The sequence below is a fragment of the Pantoea sp. SGAir0418 genome, assembly GCF_043529865.1.
On the sequence record NZ_CP027911.1, the window covers coordinates 1,040,348 to 1,060,270 of the forward strand.

General features: G+C 57.7%; 15 protein-coding genes and 1 rRNA gene. 3 read left to right on the top strand and 13 right to left on the bottom strand.

The window, feature by feature from the left end; all coding sequences use genetic code 11:
• Position 1 precedes the first annotated feature (1 nt).
• Both rrf and C1N84_RS04635 read left to right on the top strand, forming a co-directional pair.
• Positions 2–117, top strand: a 5S ribosomal RNA gene (gene rrf, locus C1N84_RS04630).
• Positions 118–328: 211 nt separating this feature from the next.
• Positions 329–1,630, top strand: a complete 1,302-nt coding sequence (locus C1N84_RS04635; protein ID WP_264442113.1) for an MFS family transporter — start codon at positions 329–331, stop codon at positions 1,628–1,630.
• Here the strand turns inward: C1N84_RS04635 and C1N84_RS04640 are convergent, their stop codons facing one another.
• The 5 genes from C1N84_RS04640 to trxC all read right to left on the bottom strand — a co-directional run bounded on the left by C1N84_RS04640 (position 1,631) and on the right by trxC (position 7,359).
• Entirely contained in the window at positions 1,631–1,951 is a 321-nt protein-coding gene (locus C1N84_RS04640; RefSeq protein ID WP_136547940.1) for a YfiM family lipoprotein, read from the bottom strand. It abuts the gene before it with no gap.
• A gap of 3 nt (positions 1,952–1,954) precedes the next feature.
• Positions 1,955–3,313 (bottom strand): CDP-diacylglycerol--serine O-phosphatidyltransferase, encoded by a 1,359-nt coding sequence (pssA, locus tag C1N84_RS04645; protein WP_176428114.1) that lies wholly within the window; start codon positions 3,311–3,313, stop codon positions 1,955–1,957.
• 83 nt (positions 3,314–3,396) lie between these two features.
• Entirely contained in the window at positions 3,397–6,084 is a 2,688-nt protein-coding gene (locus C1N84_RS04650) for a bifunctional acetate--CoA ligase family protein/GNAT family N-acetyltransferase (RefSeq protein WP_394541842.1), read from the bottom strand.
• A gap of 86 nt (positions 6,085–6,170) precedes the next feature.
• On the bottom strand, positions 6,171–6,863 hold the full coding sequence (locus tag C1N84_RS04655) for a tRNA-uridine aminocarboxypropyltransferase (protein ID WP_394541766.1): 693 nt from the start codon (positions 6,861–6,863) through the stop codon (positions 6,171–6,173).
• A gap of 76 nt (positions 6,864–6,939) precedes the next feature.
• The gene (trxC, locus tag C1N84_RS04660; RefSeq protein ID WP_021313847.1) at positions 6,940–7,359 is read right to left on the bottom strand and encodes a thioredoxin TrxC; all 420 of its coding nucleotides are present in this window, start codon (positions 7,357–7,359) and stop codon (positions 6,940–6,942) included.
• Between the two features lie 156 nt (positions 7,360–7,515).
• On the opposite strand from trxC, the gene C1N84_RS04665 reads away from it, so the two are divergent.
• Complete coding sequence (locus C1N84_RS04665) at positions 7,516–8,658, top strand: tRNA/rRNA methyltransferase (RefSeq protein WP_021506463.1); 1,143 nt, start codon at positions 7,516–7,518, stop codon at positions 8,656–8,658.
• 42 nt (positions 8,659–8,700) lie between these two features.
• Here the strand turns inward: C1N84_RS04665 and emrB are convergent, their stop codons facing one another.
• The 8 genes from emrB to nrdE form a co-directional block, all read right to left on the bottom strand.
• Positions 8,701–10,236 carry a multidrug efflux MFS transporter permease subunit EmrB gene (gene emrB / locus C1N84_RS04670; RefSeq protein ID WP_021506464.1) on the bottom strand — a complete coding sequence of 512 codons (1,536 nt, stop codon included), beginning with the start codon at positions 10,234–10,236 and terminating at the stop codon, positions 8,701–8,703.
• Positions 10,237–10,253: 17 nt separating this feature from the next.
• Complete coding sequence (emrA, locus tag C1N84_RS04675; RefSeq protein WP_058770894.1) at positions 10,254–11,426, bottom strand: multidrug efflux MFS transporter periplasmic adaptor subunit EmrA; 1,173 nt, start codon at positions 11,424–11,426, stop codon at positions 10,254–10,256.
• Between the two features lie 149 nt (positions 11,427–11,575).
• On the bottom strand, positions 11,576–12,106 hold the full coding sequence (gene mprA / locus C1N84_RS04680; RefSeq protein WP_021506466.1) for a transcriptional repressor MprA: 531 nt from the start codon (positions 12,104–12,106) through the stop codon (positions 11,576–11,578).
• A gap of 713 nt (positions 12,107–12,819) precedes the next feature.
• Positions 12,820–13,815: a glycine betaine/L-proline ABC transporter substrate-binding protein ProX gene (proX, locus tag C1N84_RS04685; protein ID WP_058770893.1), complete on the bottom strand. Its 996-nt coding sequence runs from the start codon at positions 13,813–13,815 to the stop codon at positions 12,820–12,822.
• 63 nt (positions 13,816–13,878) lie between these two features.
• The gene (proW, locus tag C1N84_RS04690; RefSeq protein WP_021506468.1) at positions 13,879–15,069 is read right to left on the bottom strand and encodes a glycine betaine/L-proline ABC transporter permease ProW; all 1,191 of its coding nucleotides are present in this window, start codon (positions 15,067–15,069) and stop codon (positions 13,879–13,881) included.
• Positions 15,066–16,262 (bottom strand): glycine betaine/L-proline ABC transporter ATP-binding protein ProV, encoded by a 1,197-nt coding sequence (gene proV, locus C1N84_RS04695; protein WP_021506469.1) that lies wholly within the window; start codon positions 16,260–16,262, stop codon positions 15,066–15,068. Before proV ends, proW begins: the two co-directional genes overlap by 4 nt.
• Before the next feature lie 597 nt (positions 16,263–16,859).
• Complete coding sequence (nrdF, locus tag C1N84_RS04700; protein ID WP_264442124.1) at positions 16,860–17,819, bottom strand: class 1b ribonucleoside-diphosphate reductase subunit beta; 960 nt, start codon at positions 17,817–17,819, stop codon at positions 16,860–16,862.
• Positions 17,820–17,827: 8 nt separating this feature from the next.
• Complete coding sequence (gene nrdE / locus C1N84_RS04705) at positions 17,828–19,909, bottom strand: class 1b ribonucleoside-diphosphate reductase subunit alpha (RefSeq protein WP_264443608.1); 2,082 nt, start codon at positions 19,907–19,909, stop codon at positions 17,828–17,830.
• Positions 19,910–19,923: the final 14 nt, after the last annotated feature.

A 19,923-nucleotide genomic window follows, 5' to 3' on the forward strand; every position in this document is an offset into this window, starting at 1 on the left:
GCCTGGCGGCAACAGCGCGGTGGTCCCACCTGACCCCATGCCGAACTCAGAAGTGAAACGCCGTAGCGCCGATGGTAGTGTGGGGCCTCCCCATGCGAGAGTAGGGAACTGCCAGGCATCAAACCAGTAAAGAAGCCCCGGACGAGTGTCCGGGGCTTTTTTACGTCTGGCGATCGCCAAATCCACTTCACCCCTTGCAAAATCTCTCCCTAAAACTCCAGCTCTGTCACATTTTGTCATCCTGAACGGGCACGAATCCCCCCGTGCCGCCCTGAGATGCTTTACTCATTGCTTTAGCGATGTTCTTCGCAAGGAAATGAGGTAAAAGATGACAGACTTACAACAAAAATCGGCCCAGCCGGAAGCGGCAGCCGTCAGTAAACAACGCATCTGGGCCATTGTCGGCGCGTCGTCCGGCAATCTGGTCGAATGGTTTGATTTCTACGTCTACTCGTTCTTCTCGCTCTATTTTGCTCATGTATTTTTCCCGGCCGGCGACACCACTACCCAGCTGCTGCAAACGGCCGGCGTGTTTGCGGCGGGCTTCTTAATGCGTCCCATCGGTGGCTGGCTATTCGGCTACATCGCGGACCGTCACGGCCGAAAAAGTTCGATGCTGATCTCGGTATGCATGATGTGTTTTGGTTCGCTGGTCATCGCCTGTTTACCCGGCTATGGCGAAATCGGCATTGCGGCGCCGGTGATTTTGTTGCTGGCGCGCATGTTTCAGGGCTTATCGGTGGGCGGTGAATATGGTACCAGTGCTACCTACATGAGTGAGGTGGCACTGGAAGGGCGCAAAGGCTTCTACGCGTCGTTCCAGTACGTCACACTGATTGGCGGTCAGCTGTTAGCCGTGCTGACGGTCGTGGTACTGCAACAAATTCTCAGTGATGAAGCGCTGCGCAGCTGGGGCTGGCGAATTCCGTTCTTTCTTGGCGCGGTTCTGGCCGTGGTCGCTATGTGGTTGCGTCGCTCACTGAATGAAACCTCCGAGAAAAAGCACCGGGAACATCGCGATGCCGGCAGCATCCTTGGCCTGCTGCGTAACCATTCGCGCGCCTTCCTGATGGTGCTTGGCTTTACCGCCGGCGGATCGCTAAGCTTCTATACCTTCACAACCTACATGCAGAAATATCTGGTGAACACGGCGGGTATGGATGCGCGCAGCGCCAGTGCGTTGATGACCGGCGCGTTGCTGGTATTCATGCTGATTCAGCCAATTGTGGGCGCGCTGTCAGATAAGATTGGCCGGCGGGCATCAATGATGATCTTCGGCGCTGGCGCGGCTATCTGTACCGTGCCGATTTTGATGTTGCTGCAGAATGTGCAAAGTAGCGGGCTGGCGTTCGTGCTGGTGATGCTGGCGCTGATTATTACCAGTTTCTACACCGCCATCAGCGGCATCCTTAAAGCGGAGATGTTCCCGCCGGAAGTGCGGGCGCTCGGTGTGGGGCTTTCCTATGCGGTAGCTAACGCTATCTTTGGCGGTTCGGCCGAGTACGTGGCGCTGTTACTGAAGAAGCACGGCATCGAAACCACTTTCTTCTGGTATGTCTCGGCAATGGGCGCGCTGGCATTTCTGGTATCGCTGATGCTGCACCGTAAAGGGAAGGGGATTGCGCTGTGATTACTGGCTCAGGTTCCACAGGGCAATGCCGCTGGCCGCACCGGCGACATCCCAGCTGAGATCTTTCCAGCTCCAGCCGCTCCCGGCAGGGCGGCTGTCCCAGGCTTCTTTAGCTACGCCGAAGCTCAGCGAAAACAGCATGCCGAAGCGCAGATTTTGCCCGCGCCCCTGATGTTGATGCTGAGAGATCTCACTGCCGGCGGCAGCCAGAGCGGCAGAGGAGAAAAAGTGTTGTGCTTTATCCTGGCCGGTCCAGCTGTCCTGCGCCACATGCGCACATCCGCTACACAGTAATACCGCACAGAGGATGAGCGCACGCATCGGCTACAGCAGACGGCTAATAAGGCGGTCGATACGGATGCGACGCAGACGGCGAATCAGCTTACGCACCTTTGCCGGATAATCAGAGATGCTCTCCAGCTCGCGGAAATGTTTCACCACCGTGGTGTGCTGACGGATCAGCGCCAGTTCCTTATCGCGCTGCTCTGCCAGCTGGTTGAGCGGATCGTGAATCAGCACCGCATTTTCCAGATCGAGTCGCCAGGCGCGCGGATTGAGGTTATTACCGGTGATCATCATCCACTCGTCATCAACCCAGATGCCTTTCAGGTGATAGCTGTTGTCGCCATCTTTCCACAAACGCACCGTCAGCTGGCCGTTGTTGACGTAATACTGCAACCGGCTGAGGAAGCGACGCAGGTTGATTTCATACAGATAGGGCAGCGCACCGATAATCTTGAACGGCTCGTGTGGCGGAATGTAGAAATCGTTGGCGGTTTTATCGCCGACGATGATTTCGACCTCTTTGCCCTGACGCAGCAGCTGGATCAGATTGCGCACCAGAATGGCCGGCAGGTTAAAGTAAGGCGTGCACAGCGTGAGCTTACGCTCGGCGCAGGGCATTAAATGGAAGATGGTTTTGTTCAGCAGGCTACGTTTACCCAGCCCGACCAGCGGCGTGACGGCCAGTGATTCGTTGCCGGCATCACCGGTAAACTGATAGTTGAAGCTGCGCAGCTCCTGACGAAACTGGCGGGTTTCATTCTTGATTTCCGGGCTGGAGGGACGTTCGGCCTGGTCGAGACGGTTAACGGCCTCAGAATGTTTGAGATTCTCACCAATCCACTGAAACATGGTGTCCGCCAGCTGCGGATTACGGATCAGTTGATAACGGTCATAACGGTATTTGTCATGCTGATGCAGATAAACATCGTTCAGGCTGGCACCGCTGTAGAGCAGCGTATCGTCAATGATGAAGCCTTTCAGATGCAGCACACCGAGCGCTTCCCGGGTGTTGACCGGAATGCCGTACACCGGAATCGCGATATCGGGATGCTGCGCCGCCATTTCGCAATACCAGTCGGCGTTCGTCAGGCCGCGCGCGGCACCGATACGGCCGCGCTGCGCACGATGCCAGTCCACCAGAATGCTGACATCCAGTTCCGGGCGCGCCTGACGCGCTGCATACAGCGCCTGCATGATGCTGCGTCCGCCGTCATCATTTTCCAGATACAGCGCGGCGATGCAGATGCGTTTTTCTGCCGTGGCGATTTTCGTCAGCAGGGTTTCACGAAACTCGGCGGGCGAGTAAAGCGTGGTCACATCCGACACGGACTGTGACAGTTTAGGCAGCTGTGCGAGGTGTTGTTGGTGTTTATTGCGTTTGAATTTAGACAACATCACAGTGCACTTCTTCTCTGTTCATTGTATGGCCTTTTGCCATCAAATCATGATCCTAACGGTAAATAATAACATCAACCGGCCGGTTAAGGAGGATTTTTACCTTTCTCTACAGCCAGGTCGCCGGTGTCAGCCAGCGGTAAATTCAGGCTGACAATGCCATCATCCAGTTGAATATTCACACGAAAATTGAGTTTTCGCGCCAGGGTAATCATGCCGGTATTGTGCGGCATGGTGATACCGTTCAATTGTTGCAGGCCGTGATCGCGCGTATAGCGGATCATCTTTTCCAGCAGCCGTCTGCCCATGCCCAAACCCTTCAGGTCGGAACGCACCAATACCGAAAATTCTGCGTCGATATTGTCAGCATCGGAGATCGCGCGCGTCACGCCGATGATCTCATCGGCACCGTTATGCTGGCGTACTGCGACAATCGCCATCTCCCGGTCGTAATCGATCTGCGTCATGTTCGCCAAATCGTCGTGGGTAAACTCATTGATCTCACTGAAGTAGCGATAGTAAAGGTCTTCTTTGGTGACCTGAGCGATGAAGGCACGTAGCTGCGGTTCATCCTCCGGCAGAATCGGGCGAAACAGGCAGCGCTGGCCATCTTTAAGCTGCACCTGCTCTTCCAGATGGTGCGGATAGGGGCGAATCGCCAGCCGCGCCTCACTGTCGCCATGAAACGGAGCCAGCTGCAGCGTCACGTCCAGCAGGGTAAAAGTATTGGCGGATGCCAGCAGCGGGTGAATATCCAGCCGCTGAATCTCCGGACAGTCCACCACCAGGTTTGATACCTGCACCAGCAGCTGACTGAGACCAGTGATGTCCAGCGGTCGCAGTGCACTGCGGCTGCGCACTTTGCCGCTCTTCAGTGCCTGAATAACCAGATAGCGCGCTAGCGTCATATTCAGCGGCGGCAACGCTACGGCGGCCTGCTTGTCCGGTTGCCACTCCACACCGCCTTCGCCCAGCATGATGATCGGGCCAAACAGCGGGTCATGCTCAACCACCACCCGCAACTCCTGCGCACCGGCGCGGTTCGCCATACTTTGCACCAGCAGACCGTCAATGCGCGCCTGCGGATGCGTTTCACGCACGCGATCGAAGATGGCGTCTGCTGCCTGTTCAACTTCTGCCGCGCTGCGCAGATAAAGCATCACGCCCTGTACATCCGACTTATGTGCAATATCCGGCGAGCGCAGCTTGAGCGCCACCGGATAACCAATCTGGTCGGCAATCTTAGCGGCAGACTGGCTGTCGCTGGCGATCCAGGTTGGCAGCGTCGTCAGCCCGTAAGCCTGCAGTATGGGCTGCACCTCGTGCGTATCCAGCGTGGTAATGCCGCTATCCAGTGCCTGTTGCAGCAGCTGATGTGCCTCGGCGCTGTTTTGCGTCAGGCCCAGCGGCAGCGCTGGCGTTTCGCGTAGCTGTTTCTGGTTACGCCGATACTCAACCTGGTGCATAAATGCCGTCACCGTGCCTTCTGGCGTGCGCCAGGTCGGAATGCCGGCCTGGGTGAATGCGCGGCGGGCTTCCTGCGAAGAGTGTTCGCCGCACCAGTTGGTCAGCAGCGTCACCTGCTTACCCCGCGGATGCGCGGCCACCGCCGCAATAATCTGCGCGGCGGTTTCACTGGCCGGAGAGACGGCGCTGGGTGAATGGATGATCATCAGTGCATCCAGTTCATGGCTGTCGAGCAGCTGTGTTACGCAGGCCACGTACAGCGCGGGCGTTGCATGATCTTTCAAATCCAGCGGATTACCGCGCCCGATGCCCTCCGGCAGCAGGGCCGCCAGCGCCTGCAGTGTGGGCTCATCCAGCGTCGCCAGCTTGCCGTTACGCGCATAGAGTTCATCCAGCGCCAGCGCTGCCGGGGCTGCGCCGTTGCTGATAATCATCAGGCGCTCACCGCGCAGCGGGCGCATGTGGCTGAGCGACTCCACGGCGGAAAACAGCTCATGCGTGTCCTGCACGCGCAGCAGACCGGCGCGCTGAATGGCGGCATCCCAGGCGGCATCCAGCCCGCTGGCGGTGCCGATCATCGCCTGTGCCTGATGGCTGCGACCGCTTTTGATCACCAGAATGGGTTTATTACGCGCTGCGCTACGCGAGGCAGAAACGAAGCGCCGGGCATCGCTCAGATGTTCCAGGTAGAGCAAAATGGCGCTGGTTTTGCCATCGCGTGCAAGAAAATCCAGCAGGTCGTCGACATCAATATCCAGGCTATCGCCCAGTGCGATAAACCACGAAAAGCCCAGGTTGCGCTGTTGCGCCCAGTCGAGAATGGTGTTGGACACCGCCGCCGATTGCGAAATAAAGGCGATGCGTCCTTTCGCAATCGGTACCGGTGAGAAGCTGGCATTCAGCCCCTGCCAGGGGGCTAACAGGCCCAGACTGTTGGGGCCCAGCAGGCGCATCTGCCACTGGCTGGCACAGGCTTTCAGCGCCTCCAGCTGGCTGGCCGGGGCGGAGAGAATAATACAGGCTTTACAGCCTTTTTCTCCCAGCTGCTGTAACAGTTCCAGATTGCGTCTGGCGTGGGTGCAGATAATCGCCAGGTCGGGGGCGAAGGGCAGGCTGGCCACGTCCGGCCAGGCCAGCACGCCGCTGACCGCCTTGTATTTGGGCGTGACCGGCAACACCGGACCGCCAAAGCCGCCCGCCAGCAGGTTGCGCATCATCAGATAGCCAGCGCGGCCCGGTTTTACCGACGCACCCAGCACCGCAATTGATTTTGGTCGTAACAGCGCTTCCAGTCCACGTTGGCTCATCATTCGCTCCTGCTCTCGGGATTGGCATGATTGTAAACGCTTTTGCGCCGGTTGCCGATTTGTCGATGTCAGGCTGCGAGCCAGCTTCAGAAATTGTCTGTTTGTGCGTGTATCGGATGGTGGGGTTTGCCGGCCAGATAGGCCTGACGAAAGCGTTCAAAGCGCTGCTGCAACGCCTGCGCCGCCGGGACATCACCTGCCTGTTCCAGCAGCGCGGCGGCCACTTCGGCGGTGCAGTGCTGGCCCGGCGCATGAGCTTCGCGCAGCGTGTAGCGCGACGGTGTCGCCACAGCCAGTGACATCACCGGAAAGCTATCCAGCCACGGACTTTTGCGGAACATTTTGCGCGCTTCGGTCCAGGTACCGTCGAGCATGATAAACAGCGGGGGCTTGCCGCCGGTGGGCGGCGTGGTCAGCACCTGGCGATCGGCATCGGCGTAGGCACCGGGAAACACCACCATCGGCTGATAATCGGCCGTCTGCACCGCCGCCAGCAGCGCGGCGTCGGGCTCGGTGCGCGACCAGCCAAAGGCCTGGGTTTCCGGCAGAATGTCGGCAATCAGCCGACCGGTATTACTGGGTTTCATTGGTTCAGTATCAAACATCACCAGGCAAAACCGACTGCGCGCCTGTTGCGGCTGCAGGGTCGCGCACAGACAGTTTTTATGCGGCAGCAGGCAGCGCTGACAGCGCAGCACGCGGTTGCCTCGGGCAAGAAACGGGCGCGTGGCACGCGCTAAACGCTGCGCACGCAGGCGCAGGACGGCATTATCAGACATAGCATCGCGGACAGGGAAAAACGCCAGTGTAATAGAAGGGCAAAAACAAGGCCAGCGCGTGGCTGGCCCTGGGGGATTAGAGTGATTCGTCGAGCCATTCGTTGAATGGCGCTTTCGGCATCGCACCGTTCAGCATGTCCACCATCTCCCCATTTTTGAACAGCATAATGGTTGGGATGCTGCGGATGCGAAAACGCGTGCTGAGCGCAGGTTCCGCCTCAGTGTTCACTTTCACGAAGCGCACTTTGCCGCGCCGCTCGTCAGCGACGTCTTTAAACACCGGCGCGAAGTTCACGCACGGGCCGCACCATGGCGCCCAGAAGTCGACCACGACCGGCAGATCGTCCTGCAGGTATTTATCCAGCGTGGCCGCCGTGGCATTCACCACTTCACCGCTAAACAGCGCATCGCCGCAGCGACCGCATTTGGCTCCGTCGGCCAGACGTTCCTCGGGAACGCGGTTAGTTGCCTGACAGGAGGCACATACAGTATTCATCGTCACCTCAAACCGGACCTGTAAATCTTAGGATTGGTGAACATTATGAAAAGGTTGAATGCTATGCTCAATCTGGATTAAGCAATAGGTTCAATAGTTGATAGCTAAGCGCCGACACATCAGGTAATCTTCGCGCTCTCAATGCTGGAGGAACAGATGAACGACGAATTTAAAGGCAAAAGCGGCAAGGTAAAAGTGATGTACGTACGTGATGAGGAGGGCGGTCAGAAGCCAAATCCCCGTACCGGCAAAGGCGGCCGTCCTGCTGCGCGCCAGGAAGAGAATCGTCGCTCTGGTCCTCGCAGCACCCGTAATAATGAAGAGAGCGGTCGTCCGCGCACCGCCCGTGGCGATGATGCCGGGCGTTCGCGTGGTCCACGTGACGATGCTGGCCGTTCGCGCGGTCCGCGTGACGATAGCGCGCGCGGTCGTCGCAGCGATCGGGACGATCGCGGCTTCAGTGATTCACCGTGGCGCACCGTGTCACGTCCGCCAGTCGCCGCTGAAGCGGATGCGGGTGACGAAGCGGCCAGCAGCAAGCCGGTTATCGACCCGGAACTGATTCGCCGTCAGCGTCAGGAAGAGACGCGCGTATACGGCGAAAACGCCTGCCAGGCGCTGTTCCAGAGCCGTCCCGAAAGCATCGTCCGTGCGTGGTTTGTGCAAAGCGTCACGCCGCGCTTCCGCGAAACCCTGCGCTGGCTGGCAGCAAACCGCAAAGCCTATCACGTGGTGGACGACGCCGAGCTGGCGAAAGCGTCCGGGACTGAACACCACGGCGGCGTGTGCTTCATTATTAAGAAGCGCATGGGCATGCCGGTGGCGGAATGGCTGCAGCAGGCGCAGAGCAAAGATTGCGTACTGGCGCTGGAAGATGTCAGCAACCCGCACAACCTTGGCGGTATCATGCGCAGCTGCGCGCACTTTGGCGTCAAAGGTTTGCTGGTCAATGATGCCTCGCTGCTGGAGTCGGGTGCCGCAGTTCGCACGGCTGAAGGTGGTGCAGAGCACGTCCAGGCGATCAGCGGCGAAAGCTTTGCTGCGGGTCTGGAAGCATTCCGCAAAGCCGGTTACACCATCGTGACCACATCCAGCCACGCCGGTACGCCACTGGCGCAGGCGGCGCTGCCAGCCAAAATGGTACTGGTGCTGGGTCAGGAGCGTGAAGGTCTGTCAGACAGCGCATTCCAGCAGGGCGATATCAGCCTGTCGATTGGCGGTACCGGCAACGTTGAAAGCCTCAACGTCTCGGTCGCGACCGGTATCCTGCTCGCCGAGTGGTGGCGTCAGAACGCATAAATAAAAAAACGGGCCGCTGTGGCCCGTTTTTGTTTCTGTCACTCAGTGCGCGCCACCGCCGCCACCGCCTGCGCCAAACGGCGGACGGGCAAACCACACCAGAACCAGCAGGACCAAAAACACCCCCGCCGATGCCCAGAAGATCTCGTTAGCCGAGATAATCAGGCCCTGATTAGTAATTTGCTGGGCGATATAAGCCGACGCCTGCTGCTGCGTCATGCCCATGCTTTGCAGCTGGTCATACATTTGCTGCGAATTCGGATTGAATGGATTAACCGATTCCGACAGGTAGCTGTGATGCATCGATTCGCGGTCTGTCCACATGGTGGTGGTGATCGACGTTCCGATTGAACCCGCCAGCGTACGCACAAAGTTTGACAGGCTGGAGGCCGCCGCCATACGCTCTGGCGGCAAGCCGGACAGCGTAATGGTGGTCAGCGGCATAAAGAAGCAGGCCACCGCGAACCCCTGGATAAACTGCGGCCACGCGGAGGCACCGAAATCCATCCCCGGCTCAAACGTATACGCACGCCAGTAGAAGCACACCGCGTACATGATAAAACTGAAGGTTACCAGCCGCCGCATATCGAGCTTATGGGCGAAGCGACCAATGATCGGCGACAGAATCACCGGAATGATCCCCACCGGCGCCGATGCCAGCCCGGCCCAGGTGGCGGTATAGCCGTATACCTCCTGGAGCAGCTGCGGTAGCAGGACGATCGAGCCGAAGTACAGCATGTAAGCCAGACTAATCGACAGACAGCCGATGGTGAAATTTCGCTTCTTAAATAGCGACAAATCGACAATCGGGTGATCGTCGGTCAGCTCCCATACCAGCAGCACGGCCAGCGACACCACCGCGACCACCGTCAGCACGATGATTTCGGTTGAGCCAAACCAGTCGAGTTCTTTACCGCGATCAAGCATCACCTGCAGAGAACCAATCCCCACCACCAGCAGCACCAGACCGACCATATCGATCGGGCGGATCTCAGTTTTGGTTTCGCGCCCGCGCAGGGTTTGCAGCGTCAGCATCACCACCACCACGCCAATCGGCACGTTGATGAAGAAGATCCAGCCCCAGTGATAGTTGTCGCTGATCCAGCCACCGAGAATCGGACCGCAGATCGGCGCAACGATCACCGTCATCGCCCACAGCGACAGCGCCACGCTGCGCTTGGCCGGCGGGTAGTTGTTCAGCAGCAAACTTTGCGACAGCGGAATCAGCGGACCGGCCACCACGCCCTGAATCACGCGGAAGAAGATCAGCATCTCCAGGCTTTCGGACATGCCGCACGCCCATGAGGCCAGCGCGAACAGAATGGTCGACCAGGTAAACAGCTTCACTTCACCGACGCGTTTTGCCAGCCAGCCGGTGATCGGGATCGAGATGGCATTCGCCACCCCGAACGAGGTGATCACCCAGGTGCCCTGCGAGTTGGACGCCCCGAGGTTACCGGCGATGGTCGGGATCGCCACGTTAGCGATGGTGGAGTCGAGTACCTGCATGAACGTCGCCAGCGACAGGGCGATGGTCATCAGAACTAACGGCGCACCTTCAAGCGGCTTTTGTGCCATAACAGCCTCCCGCGAGGTTATTGCGCGTTGGCACGGACAATGTCAGCGATCAGCTGGTTAACCGGCGCAAGGTCGATTGCCAGCGCGTTACTTTCATACGCGGCCTGGGTGCGGACATTGCTGGCCAACGCGGCGCCATCTTTGTTCTGGGTATCTACTTTCACCAGCGTGGACAGGCCGATACGCAGCGGATGTTGCGCCACTTGCTGCGGATCGAGTTCGATACGCACCGGCAGGCGCTGTACCACTTTGATCCAGTTACCGGTGGCGTTCTGTGCTGGCAGCAGCGAGAAGGCGCTACCGGTGCCCATATCCAGACCAACCACTTTGCCGTGATACTCCACATCATCGCCGTAGATATCACTGATTACCGTGGCGGGCTGACCGATGCGCACGCCTGCCAGCTGCGTCTCTTTAAAGTTGGCGTCAACCCACAGGTTGGTGGCCGGCACCACCGCCAGCAGCGGTGTGCTGGTGGAGATCTGTGAACCGACCTGCACGCTGCGACGCGAGACATAGCCGTCCATCGGACTGCGGATGTCGGTGCGCTGCAGCGCCAGCCAGGCATCGCGCAGCTCAGCGGCGCTCTGTTTTACCGCCGGCTGATTTTCGAGGTCGGTATTCAGGATCATCGCCTGGTTCGCGTTGTACTGCTGAATCGCCACGTCCAGCTGGGCTTTCGCCGTGGCCACGGCATCACGCGCGTGCTGCAGCTCTTCGCGACCAATCAGATTGGCGGCACCGAGCGGCTCACGACGTTTCAGGTCGGATTCGGCCTGATCCAGCGCGGTCTGTTGCAGCTTGATGGTGGCCTGATACTGTTTGCCGTTGATCATCAGCTGGTGCGTCTGGCGCACGCTGGTGGCCAGCGCGGTCTGCGCTTTCTCGAATGCCTGCTGCGCATCGGTTTTATCCAGCGACACCAGAATGTCGCCTTTTTTCACCCGATCCGTATCCTCGAACCACACTTTATTCACGCTGCCGGAAACCTGGGCCATCACCTGCACCTGGTTGCCTGCCACGTAGGCGTCATCGGTTTCCTGGAAGTGGCGCAGCACCAGATACCAGTAAGCCAGATAACCCACACCAATCACGATAAACACGATAGCCAGCAGGATCAGCGCACCTTTGCGCTTCTTCTTTTTGTTCGCGGGCTGTTGCGGGCTTTGAGCTTCCGCTGTCGCACTCATGTCGTTCTCCACGTTTGCCATTTAGTCGGGATGTGTTGATCCATCAACACGGTCGCCCGAGTCGAAAAAGCCAGCGTTTGCAACGCTGGCCGGATAAAAGGGGATTAAAATAGCGATTTCGGTGGGTGATTGTGTCGCAGTTCTTGCTATTAACGCGACAGGGAAGCGATAACCTGATCTTCGTCCATTTTATCGAGACGGTTAAGCAACTTACGCGTGATGGCTTCCAGCTGCTCCTGCTCGGTATCGGTCAGCGAGGACCACAGATACTGCAGGCTCTGATGCTGTGGTGGCAGCAGCTGACGTAAGAATTCGTTACCTTTTTCCGTCAGGTGCAGGTGCAGGCAACGGCGATCGTTGTCGCTCTCACGACGCTCGATCCAGCCGCGCTTTTCCAGTTCATCAGCGATACGCGTCGCGTTGGTGCGGGAAGAACCCAGCGCCGAGCTCAGCTCAGAAGGCTGAATGCTCTGGTTTTCCTGCGCGTCCAGCGTAATCAGCGCCATGAATAAAGTTTCGTTAATTCCCTGCGCCTTCAACATTTTGTTGCGATTATCCAGCAGCTTACCCTGCATGTGCATGCACAGACGGGTCAGGATGATCTCCTGCAGCGGAAAATCTTTGTGGCGATTAGCACGGATGTTTAGCATCTGCTCAATGGGAGTAAACGAGCTTTCCATTAAAAACCTCTTAGTTGCAACAAATATAATAATGAGGGTGACAGATTAAGCGTAGTCATATTTTCCGCCTGTGATTGTTTGCACCGTCACACTGTCAGCACCTGGCGTTCCAGGTCGGTCCATAACCCTGGGCTCTGCGCCCTGACCAGCCGCTTTGCAGACAAAGCCGCCATCGTCATCAATTCGCTAAGCGAAACCTTCAGTGGATTGAATAATTTCGCGAGTAAAAATAACTTAGGTGAATAACTGTGTGGCTAACCATAACAAAGCCAATCATCAATGAACAGTATCGCTCACCACTTTGCATTGATCTTTACGTTTTCTAAACACTTTTCCCGGCCGGCTTTGCCGGAGTAAATCAATGGGTTAATCGACAAGGCACCGGTTAGTCCGGGTAACGCGCCAGCACCAGCGGCGTGATGAATTCCGTTCGTCGTCTGCCGTATAACCGGCACGTGGCAGGGTGAATGCCATCGATAACGCAGACTCATCCTGGCGCGACAGACCCAATGCGGGCGGCGGAAAGGAGACATAGCTGGTGGGAAAAGCGGGTAAATAATCATATGTGGGTAATAGTAACCCAAAAAATTATTTCAATGTTGTGTTAATTAACAGGACGTACCAGTGCGCTATAGCGCACGCTTCGCTTACTGACGGGGCGGGAGGGCGGAAAATGACGGCACCACGTGGCTGAGACGGGGTGCCGCACGGGTTTATTTCGCCGCCGCCATGGCGTCGCTGACCCATTTATCAAATTCCGCCTGATGAGCTTTGATCCAGCCGTCAACGTGGCCGTTGATGTCCGCTTCTGAGGCGTGACCGGCATGCATCGCGGCGTTCTCGGCATTGATGTCGCCAATCGGCAGCTTCATTTCAGCAAACAGTTTTGCCGCCGCCGGATTCTTCTCCGCCCAGGCTTTGTTGGCCACGATATGCATGGTGTTCACCGGGAAGCCATAGTTGGCGCCGTTAGCCAGTCTGGTATCCACTTTGCTCTGCGCGCCTGGCAGTGAGGAGAACGGCACCTGCAGCCACACCACATCTTTACCCGGCTTCAGTACGTCGCTGACCCAGTATGGCGTCCAGGTGTAATAGAGAATCGGTTTACCCTGTTTGAAGCGCGTAATGGTGTCGGCAATCATCGCCGAGTAGTTACCCTGGTTGTGTACCACGGTATCGCTCAGTTTGTAGGCCTCGATCTGATGGTTAATCACCGCTTCACAGCCCCAGCCTGGCGTACAGCCGGTCAGGTCTGCTTTGCCATCGCCATTGGTATCAAACAGTTTGGCCAGCTTTGGATCTTTCAGCTGCTCAATGTTGGTGATGTGATACTGATCGGCGGTTTTCTTGTCGATCAGGTAACCCTGCGCGGCACCGCTGACGTAGGTGCCCTGGCGATAAAATTTATTATCACCGCCGGCGGCTTTGTACATGTCGTCATGCAGCGGTTGCCAGTTGGTAGCGATAAACGTGGCATCACCGCCGGCAATGGTGGTGTAAGCCACGTTGTAATCCACTTCACTCGGCTTCTCAACGGTGTAGCCCAGCTTCTCCAGCGCGCGGCTCACCAGCAGCGTCTGGAAGGTCTCTTCGGAAATGGTACTCTGAGCCGGTTTAACGGTAATGCCTTTGCCCGGAAGGTCGGCGGCGGACACGTGCGTCGCGGCAACCGTGGTCAGGACGGCGGCGAATAGAGCTGTCTTGCGCATAGTCATTCCTTATTTTACGTGTGACGTCGGAGACGGGCGACCGCAGCGGGCCGCCCAAAGAAATCAGGCTTTTTTACTGAATGGACGCAGCAACAAACCCAGCGGCCCGCTGCTGTACCAGTGGCGGCTGCCACGGCTGCGGCTGTCGCGACCTACCGACTGCGTCAGGCGGTCGAGAATGATGGCGAGGATCACGATACCGACGCCGCCCACGCTGGCAAGGCCCATATCGAGGCGGCCAATACCGCGCAGCACCATCTGGCCCAGACCGCCAACGGCAATCATTGAGGCGATGACCACCATCGACAGCGCCAGCATCAGCGTCTGATTGACACCGGCCATGATGGTCGGCATCGCCAGCGGCAGCTGGACCTTGAACAGCATCTGGCGCGGGCTGGCACCGAAAGATTCACTGGCTTCGATCAGGTCAGCCGGCACCTGCTTGATGCCGAGTATGGTGAGACGTACCACCGGCGGCAGGGCAAAGATAATCGTCACCACTACGCCCGGCACGTTGCCGATACCAAACAGCATGACGATGGGCACCAGATAGACGAACGCCGGCGTGGTTTGCATTGCATCCAGCAGGGGCCGTACGATACGCGCCGCGCGCTCACTGCGCGCCAGCCAAATGCCAAGCGGCAGGCCAATCAGTACGCAGAACAGCAGGGCGGTGAGCACCAGCGCCAGCGTCACCATCGCCTGGGACCAGGCGCCGATCATGCCAATCAGCACCAGCGATATCAGCGTGGCGAGGCCCATCGCCGGGCTGGCAATCTGCCAGGCAATCAGCGCAAACACGACGATCGCCACTGGCGCGGGCAGGCCCATCAGCAGTTGCTGGAAAGCGCTGAGGATATAATCCACCGGCACGCGAATGCCCTGAAACAGCGGACGGAAGTGGGTAACCACCCAGTCGATGCCTTCGGTGACCCAGCGATCCAGCGGAATCAGCGTGGTGTGGAACGGATCCAGCAGGCTGAAGTGCTCCGGCGCCGCGGCCGGTGCGCTGCTCAGCCAGTCGCTGCTGCTGGCGGCGCTGCTGACGGCATCGTGCCCACCACTGCTGGCGGCATCCGATGTACTGCCCGCGGCGTTGCCCCAGGCATCGGCGGCGCTGGCGCTACTGTCAGCCGGTGTGCTGCTACCTGTCGCGGACCACGGATCGCTGCTGGCTGCGGCGGCGTTGCTGGTGGCGGGCGGTGCGCTGGTCTGGCTGGCGCTTTCCCATGGATTGGCGTTTTGTGCACTCATGGCTGGGCTCCTTCACGATCTAAAGCGCGTAACAGCGTGCTTTTGGAAATGATACCGACGTACTGCTGATCTTCGCCGATCACCGGCACCGCACAGGGCGCCTGCGCGACGTGAGAGAGCAAATCGTTAAGCGAGGTATCGGCAGGAACCGCCAGCGGTGCGTCGAGCAGGGCGTTATCCAGCCCTTCACCTGCGGCGAGTGCCGCTTTCAGCGAGTCAGTGGAGACGACGCCGATGAATTTCTGTTTCTCCAGCACGTAGCCATATTCGCGGTCTTCATCCTGCAGCAGTTTGATCGCCGACCGCGGACCGAAACCGGCGGCCTTACGAATCAGCGCGCCGGCGCTGCGGCGGGCGATATCTTTGGCGCTGAAGACGTGACTGATATCCACGCCGCGGAAGAAGGTGCGCACATAATCGTTGGCCGGATTATTGAGGATTTCATCCGGCGTGCCGACCTGCACCACTTCGCCGCCCTGCATGATGGCGATGCGGTCGCCAATACGCATCGCTTCATCCAGATCGTGGGAAATAAAAACGATGGTGCGCTGATGTTTCGCCTGCAGTTTTACCAGTTCATCCTGCATTTCCGTGCGAATTAATGGATCAAGTGCGGAAAAGGCTTCGTCCATTAGCAATATATCCGGATTAATCGCCAGTGCGCGGGCTAATCCAACACGCTGACGCATTCCGCCGGAGAGTTCATCGGGCCAGGCGTGAGCATAATTTTCCAGTCCGACCTGACGCAGCGCGTCGAGCGCTTTTTCCTGCCGCTCCTGCAGCGCCACGCCAGCTAATTCCATGCCGAACGCGGTATTATTTAGCACCGTCATGTGCGGCATCAGTGCGAATGACTGGAATACCATGCTGATTTTATTTCTGCGCACATCACGCAATTCTGCGTCGGATATTTTGGCAATATCGACGCCATCAATAATCACCTGGCCGCGTGTCGGCTCGATCAGACGATTGAGAAGGCGAACCATAGTGGACTTGCCGGAGCCGGACAGCCCCATGATGACAAAGATCTCGCCTTCTTCAATGGCCAGACTGGCATTTTTGACGCCGAGTGAGAGGCCGGTTTTCGCCAGAATACTCTCTTTACTCTCGCCTTTTTCAATCAGCTTAAATGCCTTTTCGGGATGATCGCCAAATACCTTATATAAATTCTTTACTTCGAGTTTAATTGCCATGCAGTAATGAAATTCCTGGTTAAATGTCTGACTATTTCTTGTTGTACCCTGCGTAAATTTAAGCGCCTATACCGTAGCATAGTGAGATTATCTGACAACCCTTGACGGAAATATCTGGCGTGACACGTATGGCGCGACAGTGGCTAATTCCAGTGCCTGCAAGGGGTGAGACGGGATAAATTTTTTCTGAATTTTTTGTGAAATTAAACCGGTTTCGCCCAGAATTATTGCCGGAAGGCGGATAAATCACGCTTAGTCAGGCGAAATATTCCGGCGATGAATGGCGCTAAATAGGTAAAATAATCACGCGCGGAATTAACCTTATTTCGGGGGGACGGCGGGAATGCTGGAGAGGAAAATGAATGGTCGGAGCGAGGTGGAATCGGCATGAAATTAACCTGGTCGGCATCAATGCCGACCCTGTGGATGCATCATCAATATTACCGCTGGAGGCGCGTTCCGGTCGGCATGAATGCCGACCCTACAGATGCATCAACATAACTGCCGTAGGGCATGATTAACCCAACCGTAGGGTGCGCATTGATGCGCACCGCTTACAGTGCAAATGCGCAACCCTTTACCGCGTACCGCACACGACTAAAAATTCCAGTCCTCGTCCTCGGTTTCAACCGCTTTGCCCATCACATACGATGAACCGGAACCCGAAAAGAAATCGTGGTTTTCGTCGGCGTTGGGCGACAGCGCCGACAGAATCGCCGGATTCACCGCCGTCAGCTCTGCCGGGAACAGCGCTTCGTAACCCAGGTTCATCAGCGCCTTGTTGGCATTGTAATGCAGGAAGGTTTTCACCTCTTCAGCCCAGCCCACGTCGGCATACAGCGCTTCGGTGTACACCACCTCGTTTTCATACAGCGCCAGCAGTAAATCGATGGCGAACTGCTGCAGCTCAGCGCGGCGCGCGTCGTCAACGGTTTCAAGCGCTTTCTGGTACTTATAGCCGATGTAATAACCGTGCACCGCTTCATCACGGATAATCAGCCGAATCAGATCGGCGGTGTTGGTCAGCTTGCCGCGGCTTGACCAGTACATCGGCAGCCAGAAGCCCGAGTAAAACAGGAACGATTCCAGAAACACGCTGGCGATTTTCTTCTTCAGCGGATCGTTGGCGCAGTAGTGTTGCAGCACGATCTTCGCCTTGTTCTGCAGGGCGGCATTCTCCTCACTCCAGCGGTAAGCGGCATCCACGTCGGCGGTGTTACACAGCGTGGAGAAGATCGAACTGTAAGAGCGCGCGTGAACCGCTTCCATAAAGCTGATGTTCGACAGCACCGCCTCTTCGTGCGGCGTCAGCGCATCTTCCATCAGTCCCGGTGCGCCAATGACGTTCTGAATGGTGTCGAGCAGCGTCAGACCGGTAAACACCCGAATCGTCAGCTGCTGCTGCTGCGGGTCGAGCGACTGCCATGCCGGCAGATCGTTGGACAGCGGCACTTTCTCCGGCAGCCAGAAGTTGCTGGTAAGACGGTTCCACACTTCGAGATCTTTCTCGTCCTGAATGCGGTTCCAGTTAATCGCCTGAATCTGTTTAAGTTGCATAGTCATCATCACAGTGCACAGGAAACGCAGCCCTGTACCTCCGTGCCTTGTAGCGCCATCTGACGCAGTCGAATGTAATAGAGGGTTTTGATGCCTTTCTTCCAGGCGTAGATCTGCGCTTTGTTGATATCGCGCGTCGTGACGTCATCGCGGAAAAACAGCGTCAGCGACAGTCCCTGATCGACGTGCCGGGTGGCTTCGGCGTAAGTATCAATAATCGCTTCTGGACCAATCTGATAGGCATCCTGATACAGCTCAAGGTTGTCATTGGTCATAAACGGAGCCGGGTAATACACGCGGCCGGTTTTGCCCTCTTTACGGATCTCAATGCGCGACACAATCGGGTGGATGCTCGACGTGGCGTGGTTGATGTAAGAGATGGAACCGGTCGGCGGAATTGCCTGCAGGTTCTGGTTATACAAACCGTGCTGCATCACCGACGCACGCAGCGCCTGCCAGTCCGCCTGGTCGGGCAGGGCGATGCCGGCATCGGCAAAAATCTGCGCCACCCGGGCAGTACGCGGCTGCCAGCTGTGTTGGGTATATTTGTCGAAATAGGCGCCGCTGGCGTACTGCGACTGCGCAAAGCCGTCAAAACTCGTGCCGCGCTCCTGCGCCAGCAGGTTGGAGGTGCGCAGGGCGTGATACGTCACGCAGTAGAAATAGAGGTTGGTGAAATCCAGCGCCTCTGGCGAACCGTAAGCCATGCCTTCACGCGCCAGATAGCCGTGCAGGTTCATCTGCCCGAGACCGATAGCGTGCGAACGGCGATTGCCTTCCGCCACCGACGGCACGGAGGTGATGTCACTCATCTCGGAAACCGCCGTCAGTGCGCGCACCGCCACTTCCACGGTTTGCGCCAGATTACGCGAGTCCATGGCGTGGGCGATATTCAGGGAGCCGAGGTTACAGGAGATATCTTTGCCGACGCGGCGATAGCTCAGGTCGTCGTGATACTCGCTGGCGCTGTTAACCTGCAGGATCTCCGAACACAGGTTACTCATGTTGATGCGACCGGCAATTGGGTTGCTGCGGTTCACGCTGTCCTCATACATGATGTAGGGATAGCCGGACTCAAACTGAATTTCCGCCAGCGTCTGGAAGAAGTCGCGCGGCTTGATGAAGGTTTTACGGATGCGATCGTCGGCCAGCATCGCCTCGTAGTGCTCGCTGATGCTGATATCAGCAAACGCCTTGCCGTAAATACGCTCAACGTCGTAAGGCGAAAACAGCGCCATATCGCGGTTCTCTTTGGCCAGCTGGAAGGTGATATCCGGAATCACCACGCCGAGCGACAGCGTTTTGATGCGGATCTTCTCGTCAGCGTTTTCACGTTTGGTATCGAGGAAGCGCAGGATATCCGGATGGTGCGCATTCAGCCACACCGCCCCCGCGCCCTGACGCGCACCAAGCTGATTGGCGTAGGAGAACGCATCTTCCAGCATCTTCATCACCGGAATTACCCCGGACGACTGATTTTCAATGCGCTTGATCGGCGCGCCGGACTCACGCAGGTTGGAGAGCAGAAACGCCACGCCGCCACCGCGCTTCGACAGCTGCAGCGCCGAGTTCACCGCGCGGCCAATCGACTCCATATTGTCTTCAATGCGCAGCAGGAAGCAGGAGACCAGCTCGCCGCGCTGCTGTTTACCGCAGTTGAGGAAGGTGGGCGTAGCCGGCTGGAAGCGACCGCTCAGCATCTCGGCCAGCAGTTCCCGCGCCAGCTTTTCATTGCCGCGTGCCAGCGTCAGCGCCACCATGCAGGCGCGCTGCTCAAAGGTTTCCAGATAGCGTTTGCCGTCGAAGGTTTTCAGCGTGTAGCTGGTATAAAACTTCCACGCACCGAGGAAGGTGTGAAAACGGAAGCCCCAGGCGTCAGCCTCTTCGTGCAGCTGGCACAGGAAGGCGAAATCGTACTGGTTCAGCACCCCGGCTTCATAATAGCCTTCGGCCACCAGATAGCGCAGACGCTCGCCGTGCGAGTCGAATGGCACGCTGTTGGGCTGGACGTGCTGCAGGAAAAACTGGCGTGTGGCTTCATGATCTTTGCTGAACTGGATACGGCCATCGGCGTCATACAGGTTCAGCATCGCGTTGAGCGCGT

What these genes read in the sequence shown, in the direction of transcription:
- C1N84_RS04635 (WP_264442113.1), top strand. Translation starts at nt 329, where the DNA reads ATGACAGACTTACAACAAAAATCGGCCCAGCCGGAAGCGGCAGCCGTC.
- C1N84_RS04640 (WP_136547940.1), bottom strand. Translation starts at nt 1,951, where the DNA reads ATGCGTGCGCTCATCCTCTGTGCGGTATTACTGTGTAGCGGATGTGCG.
- C1N84_RS04650 (WP_394541842.1), bottom strand. Translation starts at nt 6,084, where the DNA reads ATGAGCCAACGTGGACTGGAAGCGCTGTTACGACCAAAATCAATTGCG.
- C1N84_RS04655 (WP_394541766.1), bottom strand. Translation starts at nt 6,863, where the DNA reads ATGTCTGATAATGCCGTCCTGCGCCTGCGTGCGCAGCGTTTAGCGCGT.
- trxC (WP_021313847.1), bottom strand. Translation starts at nt 7,359, where the DNA reads ATGAATACTGTATGTGCCTCCTGTCAGGCAACTAACCGCGTTCCCGAG.
- C1N84_RS04665 (WP_021506463.1), top strand. Translation starts at nt 7,516, where the DNA reads ATGAACGACGAATTTAAAGGCAAAAGCGGCAAGGTAAAAGTGATGTAC.
- emrB (WP_021506464.1), bottom strand. Translation starts at nt 10,236, where the DNA reads ATGGCACAAAAGCCGCTTGAAGGTGCGCCGTTAGTTCTGATGACCATC.
- emrA (WP_058770894.1), bottom strand. Translation starts at nt 11,426, where the DNA reads ATGAGTGCGACAGCGGAAGCTCAAAGCCCGCAACAGCCCGCGAACAAA.
- mprA (WP_021506466.1), bottom strand. Translation starts at nt 12,106, where the DNA reads ATGGAAAGCTCGTTTACTCCCATTGAGCAGATGCTAAACATCCGTGCT.
- proX (WP_058770893.1), bottom strand. Translation starts at nt 13,815, where the DNA reads ATGCGCAAGACAGCTCTATTCGCCGCCGTCCTGACCACGGTTGCCGCG.
- proW (WP_021506468.1), bottom strand. Translation starts at nt 15,069, where the DNA reads ATGAGTGCACAAAACGCCAATCCATGGGAAAGCGCCAGCCAGACCAGC.
- proV (WP_021506469.1), bottom strand. Translation starts at nt 16,262, where the DNA reads ATGGCAATTAAACTCGAAGTAAAGAATTTATATAAGGTATTTGGCGAT.
- nrdF (WP_264442124.1), bottom strand. Translation starts at nt 17,819, where the DNA reads ATGCAACTTAAACAGATTCAGGCGATTAACTGGAACCGCATTCAGGAC.
- nrdE (WP_264443608.1), bottom strand. Translation starts at nt 19,909, where the DNA reads ATGCTGAACCTGTATGACGCCGATGGCCGTATCCAGTTCAGCAAAGAT.